Source organism: Polynucleobacter sp. MWH-S4W17, from assembly GCF_018687535.1.
Taxonomy (GTDB): domain Bacteria; phylum Pseudomonadota; class Gammaproteobacteria; order Burkholderiales; family Burkholderiaceae; genus Polynucleobacter.
Genome location: NZ_CP061295.1, coordinates 1,017,487 through 1,034,601, shown reverse-complemented (window position 1 = coordinate 1,034,601; position 17,115 = coordinate 1,017,487). Strand labels below are relative to the sequence as shown.

Annotated in this window: 14 protein-coding genes and 2 tRNA genes; 12 read left to right on the top strand and 4 right to left on the bottom strand. The window is 43.8% G+C overall.

Annotated elements, in window-relative coordinates; all coding sequences use genetic code 11:
* Positions 1-11 precede the first annotated feature (11 nt).
* The 3 genes from C2755_RS05395 to C2755_RS05385 are packed head-to-tail and all read left to right on the top strand — an operon-like array spanning position 12 to position 1,923.
* On the top strand, positions 12-839 hold the full coding sequence (locus tag C2755_RS05395) for a hypothetical protein (RefSeq protein WP_215319814.1): 828 nt from the start codon (positions 12-14) through the stop codon (positions 837-839).
* Positions 836-1,402, top strand: a complete 567-nt coding sequence (locus C2755_RS05390) for a chromate transporter (RefSeq protein WP_215319812.1) — start codon at positions 836-838, stop codon at positions 1,400-1,402. The genes C2755_RS05395 and C2755_RS05390 overlap by 4 nt, the downstream gene beginning before the upstream one ends.
* Entirely contained in the window at positions 1,399-1,923 is a 525-nt protein-coding gene (locus tag C2755_RS05385; protein ID WP_215319810.1) for a chromate transporter, read from the top strand. The genes C2755_RS05390 and C2755_RS05385 overlap by 4 nt, the downstream gene beginning before the upstream one ends.
* An 11-nt stretch (positions 1,924-1,934) precedes the next feature.
* On the opposite strand, the gene C2755_RS05380 is transcribed toward C2755_RS05385, so the two are convergent.
* Both C2755_RS05380 and C2755_RS05375 read right to left on the bottom strand, forming a co-directional pair.
* The gene (locus C2755_RS05380) at positions 1,935-4,025 is read right to left on the bottom strand and encodes a TonB-dependent receptor (protein ID WP_251368438.1); all 2,091 of its coding nucleotides are present in this window, start codon (positions 4,023-4,025) and stop codon (positions 1,935-1,937) included.
* Between the two features lie 66 nt (positions 4,026-4,091).
* A complete protein-coding gene (locus C2755_RS05375; protein WP_215319808.1) occupies positions 4,092-4,460 on the bottom strand; it encodes a hypothetical protein in 369 nt (122 codons plus the stop codon).
* Positions 4,461-4,520: 60 nt separating this feature from the next.
* On the opposite strand from C2755_RS05375, the gene C2755_RS05370 reads away from it, so the two are divergent.
* A tRNA-Pro gene (locus tag C2755_RS05370) sits at positions 4,521-4,597 on the top strand.
* A 36-nt stretch (positions 4,598-4,633) separates the two neighbouring features.
* A tRNA-Arg gene (locus tag C2755_RS05365) sits at positions 4,634-4,710 on the top strand.
* Between the two features lie 289 nt (positions 4,711-4,999).
* On the opposite strand, the gene C2755_RS05360 is transcribed toward C2755_RS05365, so the two are convergent.
* Entirely contained in the window at positions 5,000-6,001 is a 1,002-nt protein-coding gene (locus C2755_RS05360; RefSeq protein ID WP_215319806.1) for a helix-turn-helix transcriptional regulator, read from the bottom strand.
* A gap of 140 nt (positions 6,002-6,141) precedes the next feature.
* Between C2755_RS05360 and C2755_RS05355 the strand changes: the two genes are divergently transcribed.
* Entirely contained in the window at positions 6,142-9,144 is a 3,003-nt protein-coding gene (locus C2755_RS05355; protein ID WP_215322228.1) for an autotransporter outer membrane beta-barrel domain-containing protein, read from the top strand.
* Between the two features lie 285 nt (positions 9,145-9,429).
* Here the strand turns inward: C2755_RS05355 and C2755_RS05350 are convergent, their stop codons facing one another.
* Complete coding sequence (locus C2755_RS05350) at positions 9,430-10,416, bottom strand: helix-turn-helix transcriptional regulator (protein ID WP_215322226.1); 987 nt, start codon at positions 10,414-10,416, stop codon at positions 9,430-9,432.
* A gap of 486 nt (positions 10,417-10,902) precedes the next feature.
* Between C2755_RS05350 and C2755_RS05345 the strand changes: the two genes are divergently transcribed.
* The 6 genes from C2755_RS05345 (at position 10,903) to C2755_RS05320 (ending at position 17,090) form a co-directional block, all read left to right on the top strand.
* On the top strand, positions 10,903-13,587 hold the full coding sequence (locus C2755_RS05345) for an S-layer family protein (protein ID WP_215322225.1): 2,685 nt from the start codon (positions 10,903-10,905) through the stop codon (positions 13,585-13,587).
* A gap of 251 nt (positions 13,588-13,838) precedes the next feature.
* Positions 13,839-14,675, top strand: a complete 837-nt coding sequence (locus tag C2755_RS05340; RefSeq protein WP_215322223.1) for a hypothetical protein — start codon at positions 13,839-13,841, stop codon at positions 14,673-14,675.
* A 49-nt stretch (positions 14,676-14,724) separates the two neighbouring features.
* Positions 14,725-15,117: a hypothetical protein gene (locus C2755_RS05335; protein WP_215322221.1), complete on the top strand. Its 393-nt coding sequence runs from the start codon at positions 14,725-14,727 to the stop codon at positions 15,115-15,117.
* Between the two features lie 72 nt (positions 15,118-15,189).
* The gene (locus C2755_RS05330; RefSeq protein WP_215322219.1) at positions 15,190-15,873 is read left to right on the top strand and encodes a DUF3313 domain-containing protein; all 684 of its coding nucleotides are present in this window, start codon (positions 15,190-15,192) and stop codon (positions 15,871-15,873) included.
* Positions 15,874-15,882: 9 nt separating this feature from the next.
* Entirely contained in the window at positions 15,883-16,146 is a 264-nt protein-coding gene (locus C2755_RS05325) for an EF-hand domain-containing protein (protein ID WP_251368556.1), read from the top strand.
* 50 nt (positions 16,147-16,196) lie between these two features.
* On the top strand, positions 16,197-17,090 hold the full coding sequence (locus C2755_RS05320) for an alpha/beta fold hydrolase (protein ID WP_215322313.1): 894 nt from the start codon (positions 16,197-16,199) through the stop codon (positions 17,088-17,090).
* The last annotated feature ends 25 nt before the right edge of the window (positions 17,091-17,115 follow it).

The following is a 17,115-nucleotide window of genomic DNA, read 5'->3' as shown; positions in this document are numbered from 1 at the left end:
AGGATTATTTTATGAAGCTGCATCCATCCATTACCAATAGAGAATTTAAATTACTCATCAAGCCAAAGGGTCTTGATCGTCACGGCAGAATTTTGCTTCTTAGCGAACAAATTGTGAAGTTTTGCAAGAAAAGTAAGGTGGATTTTTTTCACCTTGATAATGCAAATACCGGGCTACGAAATATTTATTTTTACGATACTCCCGGTGAAGATTTCCGTTTAAATAATATTATTTTGCGAGTTCGAGAGTCACGACAAAACGTGTGGGTTGATGACTATGCAGAAGTCACCCTCAAGTGTCGAACCCATGACATGGAGCATGCGTCCAAATTTAATCCAGCCCCACAAAAGAAAATAAAATCCAGGGCTCGCTTTAAAGAGGAAATCTTACGTGGCGATGCCTTGGGTTCTAAACGTCAAATCTTCTCAAACAATGCAATTTTGGATGCCGTTCCAATTGATAGTTTATTTGACAGATCAATTAGTGCGATTTGTGAGTATTTTCCAGGCATGGCAAATCTTTCGATAGATAAAAAAACTCCCGTACATATAGTTGGTGGTCCTACCAATAAGATTCTTGAAGCCTGCTTGCCATTAGGAAACCTGGTTTTTGGAGATGGTGTGCAAGCGCATTGTGAAATTGCCATTTGGATGAGGACTGCTGGCGACCCTATTGTAGGCGAGCTTGCCTTTTCATATCGCGTAAACGATGAAAATCGCTCACAAGCCAAGGCTCATAAGAGGGCGGATAAGTTTTTTAAAAAGCTTCAAACTGAATTGGCTGATTGGTTAGAAATTGGTAGTACAAAAACGGCATTAATCTATGGAAAGCCTGAATGAGCTCCGCAAAATTAACTGATGAAGATTTGTCAGTAAGTTTACATGACCTCTTTTTCCAGTTTTTACTCATCGGCGCAGTAAGTTTTGGTGGAGGAATCATTGCTTATGAACGCATTCTTTTAATTGAAAAAAGACGCTGGCTTACTGCCGATGAATTCATGGGCTATCTTGCAATTAGCCAAACTATGCCAGGCTTAAACTCAGTGAACTTAGCGGTGTTAGCCGGAGATCATTTGCGCGGCATGTTAGGCGCTTTCGTGTCAACCATCGGCCTAATACTTCCTGGATCTCTATTTGTACTAATTATTGGTATTGCATACACCACGAATACAGATCACCCACTAGCAAATATCATTTTGTCTGGAGTTGCAGCAGCTGCATGTGGTTTACTGGCGGCAATTACTTATCGGATCGGTGACGAGCACTGGAAGCATCTCAAGTCACTTTTCATTATTGTGCCAACCTTTATTTTGATGAGTCTGGTAAAGCTAAGTCTACCCATCGTCCTATTAATAATGGCTCCGATAGCAATTTATATTTATCGCCCAAGAGTTAGCTCATGAACCATTTAGTTTCATTAGCACTCAGCTTTGGCTTACTGTCACTCCTGGCGGTAGGTGGCGGGACCGCTGTATTACCGGAGATGCAATCCTTACTAGCTCATCAATTTGGCATTGATCACCTGCGTTTTGTACATATTTATAGTATCGGACAAATTGCACCAGGCCCTAATATGTTGATGGTCTTGGTGATCGGATTTCAGGTTGCTGGCCTAGTAGGAGCGGGAGTTGTTCTGCTCTCATTTTTCTTGCCATCGAGTATTTTGTGCTTTTATGCTGGTCGTATTTGGAATCGCTTTGGTGAAAGCCCTTGGCGCAGAACCATCCAAAATGCTTTGGAGCCCATTTCGATTGGACTAATGATATCCGGCGTCTATGCTGTTGCCAAATCTTCTATCGTTAGTCCTATCACTTTGGGATTGGCTTTAATTTCCCTGTATTTCATTTTGAGAACAAAAATCAATCCTGTATTTGTAATTCTGGGTTCAGGGCTGCTTGGTTTTTTTCTACACAGATATCTTTAGTGCAGCCTTTATTAAAAGGCAGCCCTAACGCCAGCCATCAAACTTCTTCCAGGTTGCGGAGCATATAGTCTCACCGACATCGGTGTGGTTGCATATCGAATCTCTTCATTCAAAATATTTTTCAACATCAGATAACCAGTCCAATTTACCTTTCCAATGCGCTCAGTGTAGGAGAGGTTGGCATTTACTAAGTTGTAACTCGGCGTAGGACCAATTTCCCAACTAGCTAATTTATTTTGTTGATAACTATAAATATAGGTAGCACTTGTTAGCCAGCCGTTACGTTGGTAAGCCAATTCAGTGCCTAGTCGAGGAGCTGGCTGTAATGGAAGATTGCCCCCAGAGGTAAATGTTCCTTGCGAAACATCCCCAAATAATCTACCCCCAACACCAGTTTCATTCCAGTTATAGCTAAGCTCAGCTTCTGCGCCCTGGATAGAGGCATTCGCTTGAGAGGCCTGAACCACGGAAAAGTTTGCATTGGCTTGACTGTAAGCCCCCGTGTAATAGCCATAAATATAGTTACTAAATTGGTTCCTATAGATGCTAGCTTTGCTACGGATTATGCCCAAGCTTTTCTGAAAGCTTAGCTCTAGATTGTGTGATGTTTCAGTGCTTAAATTTGCATTTCCGATATCAAATGTTGCCGTTGAATCATGTGGACCATAGGAGTAAAGCTCTTGTGCAGAAGGCGCTCTTTGAGAAACCGTATAAGCAAGGCCTATGCCATAACCTTTGGCAATATCCAACATTCCTCCAGCAGAATAGGACATTAAATTAAATTGCCGACTTTGAAGTGATGGGGGCCCATAGGAGGTGGGCACAAATGCTTGACTACTTGTGCTTGGAAACTGCGTTCCTGAATTGGGGTTTTGAGTGGCATAGTTATAACGCGCCCCCAGATTTGTTTTTATAGGGCCATATCTACCTTCCTCCACCAAGAAAAGTGCAGTTGAATTTGATTTTGTCTGTGGAACAATGGCGTAATTATTCGTAGATAAATCAGTTGCATTTAGATTGGAGCCAATTAACTGCACCCCCAGAATTCCCTTAGATCCCAATAGCTCTTTATGAGCCATCTCTAATCTCGCCTCAGTGGCGGTGTTGTTCCATTGTGTGGAGGCTACCCCATTATTGGTAAATTCAGTATGTTGGTAATTGGTATTGGCAGCACTAATTTTGACTGAGCTAAAGCCATCAAACGGATCATTATTTTGGTGAGCAAAATCGTAACGATTCTGAGACTGCTGAATAAAGCCACCTTCAGCAGTAGGAATTCCGTAGTTATGATTCATGCGCTCTAAGGAGACGCCGGTATATCCATCGGAGCGAACATAACTTGCGCCTAGCCCCATGCTATTTTCATTGCTAAAAGAGAATGGAAGCTTGCCGCTATAAGGAATATTCACGGGCTGACCAGGGTTGATAGACCAATTGGCATTTGGTCCGCCTTGTTCTGCAAATCCTGGGATGCGATAGTTATTAGAATTACTAATCGCCGAATCAAAATGAAGCGCTAAAGGTCCAGCAGGCGCATCTAATTCAATATTGGCAGTCTTGCCTTGATTCACTGTTTCATAGCTTGTATTAAGAGCGCCTGAGACCATATCGGGCATCGTAGTAACAATGCGATCATTCACAACGTTTACCAAGCCACCGCTTGAGCCGGATCCATAAAGTAGGGCAGAGGCACCGCGCAAGATTTCGATCTGATGCGTATTCTGCATAGGACTTGCCACTGCATGATCCGCGGAAATACTAGATACATCCCCGGCAGATAAGCCATTTTGAAGAATCTGAACACGGGAACCATCTAACCCTCGAATAACCGGCCTTGATGATCCCGCACCATAACCCGTCGCAGATATTCCCAGCTCATTGGCAAGTGTTGCTCCTAGTGTTCCGGAAAGCTTATTTTGAAGTTCATCCCCAGCCAATACTTTATTCGGCGAGAGGAATCCTTGACTGCCATCTCGCATACCCGTGACATCTAGTTGAGGCAAAGCCTCTGCCTGGTTTTGAGACCAAGCAGGATTCATTAGCAAGATACAGGCCAGCGCTATTAGGTGGGTAAAACTAAATTGTTTAAAACGATAATTCATATTCATCCAGATTCACCAATACATGGTGAGCAATTAAAACGGAGGTGCGCAATAGAGCGCTTTGTTTTAAAGGATGAAAGTAGGAGGAGCGCGTGAGTGGTAAGAGTTACCAGTCAAACTTCGTAACGAAGGATTGCTTGAATTTTGTTGATCTGAGGCGCTGATCAAAATGACTTCAGCATCAGTGTGACTGCTCGGTACAAATCCTGCAAGTGAAAGTGCATCAAACAAATGACATGTATCAGAGCTGTGATTGAAGCTCTTATCAATATTGCTCGATGCGTTAGCTTCTATAGATTGCTTTTGGAAGCCTGCATGAGAAATACCGTGTGAGAGGCCTACCCAGTGGGTGCCTAGCAAGCAAAATACCAGCAATGCCGCTGTAAGCGCGGCATGAATTTGCTTTGTAAATTTGCTTGAAAAATAGGCAATCATGGGACGAATCTTACAGGATTTGCCTCGAATGGCTCTCTCGGTGTAGAATATCGGTTCCGTCGGAGTGTAGCGCAGCCTGGTAGCGCACCTGCTTTGGGAGCAGGGGGTCCAAGGTTCGAATCCTTGTACTCCGACCACTTTCCCTTATTGTTCTAAATATACCCAGCATATAACTGCCCATAGCTCAGCTGGATAGAGCAACGCCCTTCTAAGGCGTAGGTCGCACGTTCGAATCGTGCTGGGCAGGCCAAATTTCACATTTCTTCATACATATTTAGGCTGGTCTATTGGCCTGATTGTGGCTAATCATGATCTAGCTTTGCTATCGAGAACCCTATCTTGTATTAGGGCGTGGCAGATCCTAGTGGACTATGGGGCGACTCTGATCAATTTTTGACCCTGACGATCGAGTGTCGGTTTGACCCGACTCGGAAGTGTCCGGTTACGTGACGGTCAGGCAGCTCTTATAGGGTGGCTTGCTGATACTCAAAAACTGGGTAATTGGGCGTATTTGGCTGGCAAAGAACGGCCAATAGGCGTCACTTATACTTTCTCAAGCCTCCAGGTGCATACCCAAACTTCTTCTTAAATGCAGCACTGAAATGATTGACATGGGCATAGCCCAGCCTCTTAGCCAAATGCTTAAGTGCAACATTGGATTGGGCAATTGCTTTATGTGCTGTGTTGAGTCTGTGATTGACTACAAAGTTAAAGATGGATTCCCCGTACTCTTGTTGAAACTCATCATTTAGCAAGCGAGGAGATCTATCAAACTGAGCTGCTAGAGAATTCAGGGTGGGCAGCTTGCCCTCTAGTTCCATAAGGTATTGCTTGATATCTTTTAAACGCTTTTTAGCTTGCCTACTTGTCAGGTCTTTTTTATCGGGGTTTTCGCACAAGTATTTTGTTAGTTCAGATAAAAACTCTAACACTTTGGACTGAGCAGACACCTTCCTGAGGGTTGGGGAGTATTCATTTTTTAAGCATGTCTGAAGAGCGTGGTTGACATAGCTGGGGATTTGCTTGACCACAACCTTCGGTGAAGGCAGCAACTTCAGGTTCTTAAGGAGCTGGCTTGCTAAATCTTCTCCGATGAGTGTTGTGAGAGATGCCTTGCCAATCATCACCAAGATCATATCGATTTCAGTGGAGGTGTCCATTACTGGGGTAACAGAGATCTCTTTGCAGAGGCGAAATAGGTCAACCCCTTCGCCAAAAATCAAATCATTAGTAGATAACTTATCTTTGTGAATGACTCTTCCCTTGGCAAGGGTTTGGATCATTAGTGTTGACTCTTTGAATTTAGTTGTTACAGCAGCCAAAGGCACCAACTGTCCGCTAACTTTCGGATTAAATTGAAAGTTGGAGTGATAAATCACAATATCATTGGTTAGAAACAAGCCTTCATATCCGCCTACCCCAATTTGCTTTGGTATTGGGGCCTCAGTCCAAGGAATATCTTGATTGTTCAAGGTTTCCGATGTTGGCTCGGAGTCCTCTAGTAACCAATTGAAATTGACGAATTCTGTAGATGTAGGCATGAGTAGATATTACACACAACAAATACCCAAGGTAAATAGCAGGATTACATGTAATTTTGGGCACAATTCATGTAAAAAATAAAACAGAAGAAGAGTGAATTTCTCTAAAGTTAAACCCTATATTTATAAGGGTTAAGAGAGTGAAATTTAAGTTATCTGTTACTTCGTTTTTAGTGCTTATTTCGTTGCATCTATCAGGGCATGCAGTCGCAAGTTGCCTCACACCTACAGTCGCAGGGGGAACGCAGTATGCAATTAATACTCCAGAGGTTACGGATTGCATTCCAGTTACAAATGCAACTACCTTTGATGTAAATAGTACTGTAGTCACTACCAGTGATGGCTTTAAGTTCAGCAACCCAACTCAATTAACGTCATTCACCAATTTAGGAATAATTTTTGGTGCCGGTATTGGTGTAGAGCTATATGCTGGTAGTAACGCAAAAATTTCTACCCTAAATAATGGATCAAGTTCCCTAGCTACAGCCTATATTGGTTTTGATCCTGCAACTACTTCATATTCTGGCACCGGAATTTCCCTTTATTCCGGAAGTGAAATTACCACTCTCAATAACTATGGAACTATTGCGGCCAATCTGTACAGTATCCAGAACATTGGCGGAACTATAGGAGTAATTAATAATTACAATACAGTCCAATCGCAGTTTTACGACGCAATCAATTCTAGCGGACCCATTACATCGATAAACAACTTTAGCGGCGGTTTGATTGCTGGCGGCTCTTTTGCAGGCTCCGGTATTAATAGCTCTGCATCCATTACATCGATAAACAATTCTAGTGGCGCTTCAATTACCGGTTCTGGTGGCGGATATGGTATTTACAACGACGGCGGCTCAATTGGAGGGATTTCAAACGCGGGAACGATTTCAGGTGCATGGGGAATTTATAACGGAGCTGGAGGGACAATTGGCACTGTTAGTACTGTTGGCATTAGTAATGCTGTTGGTGGCCAAATCACTAGTGTGACAGGCTATGGTATTGAAAATGAAGGTAGCACGATTAAATCGATTGTTAATAGCGGAACAATCTCCGGGGCTGACTTTGCTATCTATAACCATAATAATGGCCCTGCAGCAGCAAGAATTGATCAGATCACGAACTGGGGCGCTCTCACTGGTTCTCTAGGTGGAATTAATAACAATAATGGCTTAAGTAGTGCATCGATTGGAACGCTGAACAACGCACAAAGTGGGCTTAAGTACTTCGGGGTAATGCCAACGAATTACAACATTATCATTACCCCCACTGGTTTTGGAACGTTAGATGCAGGGCTTGGAATTACTGGATCCACTACATTTGGTGTGTCCTCTTTATCCACTTTGTCAGCGAACACTTATTCTGGTGTTCTGTTGGGTGTAGATAGCCTTGGAATTACAAATTACTCCTCCATCTTCAATACCTGGACTAACTTCAATAGCTCATACAAGTGGGAGTTAATCGCTGGTGCGAACTCTACAACTTGGAATTTGGTGGTTGCTGCACTCGCACCTCCGCCACCAGTTGCAACCAATATTACTGGGGCTGGAACTATCTATCAGTCTTCCAATCTTGGCACGACAGTCAATCCTGTCTTTGATGGCGGCACATTGCAAGTCTCTTCGACTGGCAATATTGCAAATAACTTTACTGTTAATGGCAATAATGGCGTGATCGATCAAAATAGTGTCGCATCAAACTTTACTGGCATGATTTCAAATGCCTCTGCTGGCTCTCCAGGTTCGATTACTATCACCAATAGTGGTAGCGGCGGCTCCGTAACGTTCTCTGGTGAAAACACTTATACCGGATCAACCACAATTAATAATGGTGCCACTTTGGCGCTGTCAGGCGCTGGCTCAGTTTCTCAATCGAGTGGTGTTACCAATAACGGCACCTTTAACATCGCTGGTAAGACTGGCAACGTGAGTGTTGCTAGTTACACCCAAGGTGCTACTGGTACTTTGTCGATGGGCATAGTGCCAAGTAATTCACCAAAATTAAACGTAAATGGCGTAGCGTCATTAGCTGGCGGATTATCTCTAACTGCTAGCTCTGGATCTTATGCTCCGGGTAAGTACACCTTACTAACTGCTAATGGCGGTGTCACAGGTTCATTTGGCAATCTAACAACCAACCTGTCTTCTTACACAAGGTTGGGTTACGGATTAGCCTACGATGCCAATGATGTGTATTTGATATTCACTCCTAACGTAGCTGACACCCAGCAATCTTTAGTAAACACCGCATCAGCATTACAAAACATCTACACACTGCAAAACTCTGTTCTAGCAAATAGCTTCTCTTACGACTGTAATGAGTTTGGCGCTAACGGGGTTTGTATCTCAGTGGGCGGTCGTAATACGGCAGTATCAGCAGCAAACGGACTGAATAACACTAGCGGTTTATTGATTGCAGCTTATCGCCCACATCGGAACTATCGTATCGGCGCGTACGTTGATCAAAACCTATCGGTAAACAATGCTGGGTCAACGGTTAACCTCGGCAATAACACGCCGCTAATTGGCCTGTTTGGTGCTTGGAATGAGCGTGTTGATGGCACTGGTACAGAAGTCAAAGTATCTGCAGCTTATGGTCAAAAGAATACGACCATCAATCGTCAAGTGGTAGGTACATCTGAGGCTGGATCAGGATCCTCGCAGCTCAATAGCCAGGGCGCCCAAGTGACGGCTAAGTATGGTTTTGCGGCGCTACCAGCAGTGATTGTTTCTCCATACATTGGTATTCGTTATACCCAAAACAATATGGGTGGCTACACCGAAGGTACTAGCGCAACAGTTACGGCACCACTTACATACTCGGCCCTCAATACGAATGCTACAACTGCATTAGCAGGGTTAGGAGCAAGCTACAGGTTTATTCCGAAGGCAACGTTATTTGCAAGTGCTGGTGTTGAGACTGATACCAACACGGCGAACGGCACATATTCAGCCACTGGATTGACTGGCCTGACACCAATAAACTTCAATGCCAATCCGGTTAAGACTAGACCAACAGCCACTATTGGCGCGTACTACGATGTTGAAAAGAATCAGCGAGTAGGGGTTACTGGCATCTATCGTCAGGAGCCATTCCAAGCCGTTCAAACAACTACTGTGATGGCAACATATACGGTCGGCCTATGAGTAACGCTATCCAGCCTTGCAGAAGACCCGCTTTGGCGGGTTTTTTGTTGTTTGCGAAAGTCTGCTTTGGGTCGTTTTGAGCTAGCCATTAGCAAGTAGGGTGATGGACTGCTTTGTGATTACCAGCAGTCTATCAAGACCCTGGCGATCTAGTATCGGTTTGACCCAACTCGGAAGCGTCCGGTTGCGTGACGGTCAGGTGGCTCTCATAGGATGCCTTGTGGACGCTAAAAACAGGGTAATTGGGGGTATTTGGCTGGCAAAGAACGGCCAGAAGCGGACGTGCTACTTGCGCAATGTTCCGGGTGAATAACCAAACTTATTCTTAAAAGCGGTGATGAAGTGATTCACGTGAGAATAGCCCAAGTTATCAGCTAGAACTTTCATCTGTAAGTTTGTGGTTTCAAGGACCATGTGAGCTTGATTGAGGCGATGATTCACTACAAATGAATAAATTGATTCACCATACTCTTTAACAAATTCAGCATTCAGAAGACGGACCGATATTCCATGCTGTTTTGAAAGCTCGCTCAGGGTAGGTAGGGCGCCTTCTAAACCCAATAGATATTGATGTAAACCTCTTACTATTACTCGTCGTTTTTGATTTACTGATGTTTTGCTGGGCTCAGCATTGGAATGAACCAATAAAGCGCTTAAATACTCAACAACCTTTGCTTGGGAGAATAGCTTTTTGGCTTCTCCATGCATTTTGTTTGTATGAGTGCTGCGCAATAGGTTGGAGATGAAGATTGGGCATGTTTTGACTAAGGCCTGTGGTGCAGGTGTTAACCCAAGCCATTTCAAAAGCGTTTCACTAGACTCTTCGCTAAGAATTGAATCAAGCACAGAGCGACCGATGAACATGGCCGTCATCTCACTATCGTTTGACCCATCAAGATAGGATTGAGTATCCACCTTGTCGCCGTATCTAAACAAGTCATTGCCATGATTAAATATTAAGTTGACCTTGGGAAATTGCTCGTGATGAGCAAACTGACCATGCGTTGCAACTTGTACGCTCAATGTGGGTTCTGGAAAGTCGGAGGTAAATGCCGTGAGTGGAACAAGCGCTCCCTTTGCAGCAGGCTCAAACGTATGGATCCCGTGAAATAAAGTCATCCCCATTGTGAGTCTCTGAACTTCCATCGATCCTTTGCCTAGTTCTGGGCTAATAGGCATAGGCATTCGCTCAACACTAGCGTCAGCATCAATACGAAACGCAGGGGTATTGGTTAGCCAATCTAGGTTGTAGCTAGAGAATCTTGATTTCATGACGACATTCTAGCTAGCGGATTTAACAATACAACCAGAAAGCATTAATTCGTAGAAATAAGGCTTCAATTCGTAGAAAAAAGGCTTCAATTCGTAGATAGAAATATCGAGTGCATAAATAGAATTTGAGATGCCAACTATCAATTTACTTCTACCATGTTTTTTCAGCACCAATATTTAATTACTAGAAAAATTGCCATTCACTTCTTGGTATTTTTTGTGACATTAGTTATTTATCAGGTTCAAGCCTCGGCAGTTACTTGCAGTATCAGTGGTGGTGTAATTATAAATTCTCCTTGCGTAGATGCTGAGTGGAATTCAGGGAATCTTCAAGTAAGTATAGGGTCAGTAATTACAGCAGATAGCAATTCATCTGCCTTGCAAGTTAATTCATTGGGGACTATAGGGACGTTAACCAATGGCGGAAGCATCGGGATTGATGGGACAACAAGTATTGGAATAAATTTTTTAAATCAGCCAAGTGGCGTGATTACAAATACAAGCACTGGTTCAATATATGGAGCTCCTATTGTGCGGGATGGCTCGGGTAACTATTCGGGAGGTGCCATAAGTAATCAAGGCTATATCAGTTTGCTCGAAAATTCCGGACCAATTAAAGGTGGCATAGTATTGTGGGGTACTTCTGGACCTCTAATCGATTCATTAATAAATAACACTACTGGCACTATAACTGGCGGCATCATTAATGATGGAGGCATTATTAATGATTCTGCAGTTGACTATGGAATTGTTAATAGTGGGACTATAAGCGGGGGCAACTCGATTAAGGGTATTCGAAACACTGGCGGTATTGATGCGATGATTTATGGCATATCAAATGCCGGCACCATTAATGATGGAATTTTAAATGAAGGCGGCGCGCAAATTCTTGCCTCAGGAGCTAGTGGTTCAAGTGGTATCTATAACACTGGAACCATCAATGGAGGCATTAATAACTCTGGTGCTGCAAGCATTGACTCTATAGTTAATGGTAATACAGGATCAATTAATGGAAATCAAATTACGTTTAACGGAACTGACGTTCTTGGCGGTGCAATTAATAATATAGGCCCTAGTAGCACAATTAATACCATCTTCAGTCAGGGACTTATTGCTGGCGGAATTGCAAATTCCAATTTTGCAGCGATTATCTCAATAGTAAATATTGGCGGCACAATATCAGGAAGCTCAATTTCATCGTTGGGACGTAATCAGTTTGGTGGCGGGGCTATCAATAATAGTAACGGCGGTACGATCGGTACAATCGTTAACCAAGGATCTATAACTGGCGGGATTGTTCAATGGGGCAATAATGAAACTGCAAGTATTGGCTCCATTGATAATTCGGGATCAATCTCAGGAGGCATATTAAACGCTGATGGAGCAATAACTGGGATTGCTAACTCTGGATCTATAACGGGTTCAGGAACATATGGCGCTATTTACAATTCAAGTAGTCCCAGCGGAATTGTCTCCATAACAAATTCTGGGTCAATTACTGGTGGCGTGATCAATACCATTGGTGGAAATATTGGTGCTATAGAAAATAGTAGTGGCGGAACCATTGATTCAATTACCAATAACGGTAGTGCAAATATAGGTCAAATCATAAACAATGGCGGCGGCAGTATTGGTGCTATAGAAAATAGTAGTGGCGGAATTGTTAACAATATTACAAACCATTCGACGATGAATGGTTCCCAGCCCGGTATAGGATTAATAACTACCACTGGCGCTTCAATTACCACGATTGTGAACGATGGTTTAATTGGCATAATTACCAGCGTAAATAACGGCGTTATAGGGAATATTGTCAATTCGGGAGGTGCCATAACTACTTTAAATAATGGCCAAGATCGAGGCATTAGCGGAGCAATTCGAATCCAAGGAAATTTACCTAATAATTATTTTGGTGTATTTAATCGATCTACTTCCTCATCGCTGTCTGCTTCAAGCATCTCATCTTCTACGCCAATCATGAAGTTTGGTGTGTACTTAAATCCAAGCTATGTCTCTACGGTAGGAAGATATTCAAATGTATTAACAGGGATAGCGCCGTCATATCTTTACGGCGGTAGCGGTTCATGGACCCCGGGCGTAACGATAGTTGGCGTTTCAAATGGATTTACATATAAATTAATTGAAAACGCAACAACCGGTTCTTGGGATCTAGAGTTATCAACAACGCCAACACCAACACCACCCCCAACTCCGGCTGGCCCTTCAACAGTAAATACCCAGCAGTCTTTGTCCAACACAGTCCAAGCCGTTCAAGGTGTGGTCACGATCTTAAACACCACCTTGACCAATAGCTTTACCTACGACTGTAATGAGTTTGGTGAGAATAATGTCTGTGTGAGCGCAGGCGGGCGTAACACAGCTTATTCAGCATCTAACGGTTTGAATAACACCAGCGCCTTGTTAATTGCAGCTTATCGTCCGCATCCAAACTATCGAATTGGCGCTTATGCAGACCAGAATCTATCAATGAACAATGCTGGCTCAACGGTTAATTTAGGCAATAACACTCCACTCGTTGGGTTGTTTGGTGCTTGGAATGAAAGATTGGATGGTACCGGTGCTGAAGTTAAAGTATCTGCTGCATATGGTCAAAAGAATGCTACCGTTACACGCTCCGTGGTTGGTTCAGGTTCAACCGCTTCAGAGGCAGGCAATGGTGGCGCTCCCATCAATAGCCAAGGCGCACAAGTTACTGCGAAATATGGCTTTGGCATTGTTGAGAATGTCATCGTTTCTCCATACATCGGGGTGCGGTACGCCCAAAATAATATGAATGGCTATACCGAGACAGCTTCATCATCAATAACAGCGCCGTTGACCTATTCAGCGATCAATACAAACGCTACTACTGCATTGGTTGGTGTGGGGACTTCATACAAGATCATTCCAGCGGCTACAGTATTTGCAAGTGCTGGTGTTGAGACTGATACCAATACTAATAATGGTACTTACTCGGCTACAGGTGTGAGTGGTCTGACACCAATTAACTTCAATGCCAATCCAGTGAAGACAAGACCAACGGCTACTGTAGGTGCTTACTATGATGTTGAGAAGAATCAGCGTTTAGGTATTACTGGCATTTATAGGCAAGAGCCATACCAAGCCGTTCAAACAACGACTGTGATGGCGACGTATACGGTTGGTTTGTAATAACGGTTCAGTTAGAAATGGCTTAAAAAAGAGACCTGCTGCGGCAGGTTTTCTTTTGCCTAGCGAACAACTGCTATGGGTCGTTTTGAGCTAGCCATTAGCAAGTAGGGTGACTGACTGCTTTGCAGTCAACACCAGCCCATCGCAGCCCTGATCCTGTAATGTCAGGCGCAACCAACAGTAAATAATTAGGTCGCCCAAGCCTAAATCTGAAATTAAGCTAACAAGTGTCTTGTTAAGTGACGCTTGTTATGAATAATTTATCGCTATTATTTTCCACCGCCACCACTGATGAAGAGCCCATCAAACTGCTTGATGGTGCCGTTACCCTCTATAAAAGACCCAATAGTCACCAATGGCAATGCCGTTTTAAGCTGTCTACTGGCGCTTGGCATTCCGCTAGCACTGGATCAGATCAGGTGGCCGAAGCCACTACCCAAGCTATTTCCATTTATGAAACAGTCAAGGTCAAGCTAGTCGGTGATCTAGCCATTAAGACCCGTACCTTTCGTCAACTAGCCACGCAAGAGCTGGCTGCAGCTGCCCGAGTAGTTCAAGCCAATCCTAATAAACGTACTCATGCGGACTACATTCATATCTTTACCAAGTACCTGATCCCGTTCTTTGGTGCTTATCAAATCAATGACATTACCCAGGAAGTAGTGGATGACTATGTAGCCTGGCGAATATCCCAGATGGGCAAGAATCCCAAGACCTATACTCAAAGGCGCCATGCTGGGCTCTACAAGCGAGTAATTGAAAGGGCTAGGGATCAGGGCTTAATCCATCGACATCGAACCATTCCCTTATTGGAGGTCGCTGCCGATAGGGCAGAAATTAGGCCTGCATTTAATCAACAGGAGGTCAATTACTTACTGGAATACATGCAAGACTGGGAGCGCTTTGGCCGCAATCAACGCAGTAATCACATGAGAAGGCTTTGTCGTGTCTATGTAGAGTTCTTGGTGGGAACAGGTAATAGGCAGGGGACGGAGAGTGTGTCAATTCGCTGGAAGGCCCTGCAGTGGCATTGGATTGGGGAGCTGCGCTACTTAAGAATCTGGGTATCAGGTAACCTCATGCTCTAAGTTACGGCTAACGCCTCTTTTCTTACGCACATTGCCTTAGAATGATTGGATGAATGCCAATTTACTTAGAACTTCCTTGTTGGTCACTTGCACATCTCTTCTTGTCGCTGCATGCTCTACCGCTAAGTTAGAGGCACGCCTTGAGGCCAATCCTCAATGTAAAGAAGTTGTTAACTCTAAAACAGGTGCTTTAATGCCTTGCCCTGGCTCGGATAAGTCTTTTTATAGAGAGGTTGGTTTAGCGCCAGCAAAGTCGGCTCCGGTAGTAAGTGCTCCAATCAATTCATCTCCAACGGCAGCAACTTCAATGCAGGCACCATTAAATAATATTTCAACATCTGTGCCAGTAGGGTCAACCCAGACGACTCGATCTCAAGTTGAATGTAAGCCCCAGATTCATAAAAAGACGGGCGGAACCATGCCCTGTCCAGCCCCGGACTAAATTGATAAAGGTATGATCATCTTTATTAATAAAAGTCTTACAAGGTAACTTAACCCATCACTCGGAATCGCCATGAATAAAATGAAAGTGCTGTTAGCAACATTTGCTACGGCAATGACTTTGGCTGCATGTAGCAATGCACCTAAATTAGCAACAGAATCCATGCCTAGATCGGGCTTCTTGCCTGATTACAATCTTTTAGTTCCAATGGCTAGCAGCGATAAAGATACTCGTATTTGGAGATACCGTATTTCAGGTGTGAACCCTGGTTCATACACCGCAGTAATCTTGGACCCGATTTACCTGAATCAAAATGCCACCAAGTCAGTCAGCATGGATGATATTAATAAGGCAAAAGCCGCACTACAGGCCTCTATGGTTGAGGCTGTTAATTCTCGCGGCACCATCAAGATAGTTAATAAACCAGGACCTGGTGTTGCGCGCATCTCTGTTGGCATCACTGGCGCGGAAAGTTCAGCCGATAGTTTGCAACCCTGGAATTTCACCCCAATTGGTTTGGCAATGAATGCAGCTGCTTATGCTGGTGGCGTAAATTCCAAAACACCAGCGCTGTTGGTTGAGAGCAAAATAACTGATAGTCAATCAAAACAATTATTAGGAGAAGGCTTGATTACCATTCAAGGGGAATCCTTTAGGACTAACGCCGGATCTGCAGATTCATTTGTTGCAATGGCGAAGAAAGTGGTCCGCTCAGCAATGGAAACATCCGCCAACCCAGTGCCAACTGGTCAATAAGTCTTCATCATGAAATCACTCCTTCAAAAAATAGTCGCCATTGCCTTGGCATCCTTTATTGGAATTCCATTGTTGGCTATAGCTGATGATGCATCTCGCGATAATGAAATTGCTGAGCGATTTGCTAAATGCGATGTCAATCATGATGGCAAGTTAACTAGAGAAGAAGCTAATGGTTGCATGCCTCGTATCTATGACCACTTTAGTTACATCGACTCAAGCAACAGAGGTTATGTAACTGTGGCTGAAATTCAGGCTATGGCTAATCGTTGATATTTAAAGTATAAGAGCCTCCTGTGAGGCTCTTTTTTATTGGGTTAATGATGTCTGTATCTTTTCCAGGTTTTGAAGCTAAAACATTTTCCACTGACTCTGAAGATGGTTCAATTGATATCTCATATCTCATTGGTGGTAACGGTCCTCCATTGTTGCTACTCCATGGGTTTCCCCAAACGAAGGCCATCTGGAGCCAAGTAGCTCCTGAGTTAGCCAGAAACTTTACGGTAGTTGCTGCTGACTTGAGGGGATATGGTGCGTCATCAAAGCCCCACGGCAAAATTGATCACTCAACATATTCAAAAAGATCAATGGCCGCAGATCAACATGCATTGATGAAAAGTTTAGGTTTTAATCAATTCTTCTTGCTTGGACATGACAGAGGTGGAAGGGTTTCTCATCGCCTGGCAATGGATTTTCCTGAAAGTGTTTTGCGCTTAATGGTCCTAGACGTATCTCCAACATTAACCATGTATGAGAACACCACCATGCAGTTTGCTAAGGGATATTGGCATTGGTTCTTCCTGATACAGCCAGAGCCAGTTCCAGAAACCTTAATCGGTGCTAATCCTGAGTTTTGGTTAAAAAATCATATGGGTCGCCATGCGGGTACGGGAATATTTTCCCCAGATCGATGGTCGGAATATTTGGCTGGGGCCAGCAATCCAGAAGGCATGCATGCTATGTGTGAAGATTACCGAGCCGCTGCTACGACTGACCTCATCCACGATCGCTCCGATCGTGCTGCTGGCAAGATGTTGAAGATGCCACTGAAGGTGTTGTGGGGTGAACATGGCTTAGTAAACCAGTGCTTTAAACCCTTAGAGGACTGGGGGGCTGTGGCAAGGGATGTTTCTGGAAAATCTGTTCCCAGCGGTCACTACATACCAGAAGAGATTCCTGACGTATTGCTGGCGGAGGTCAGGAAATTTTTTGGCTAAAAACTCAACAAGTCAGCTTTAAAAC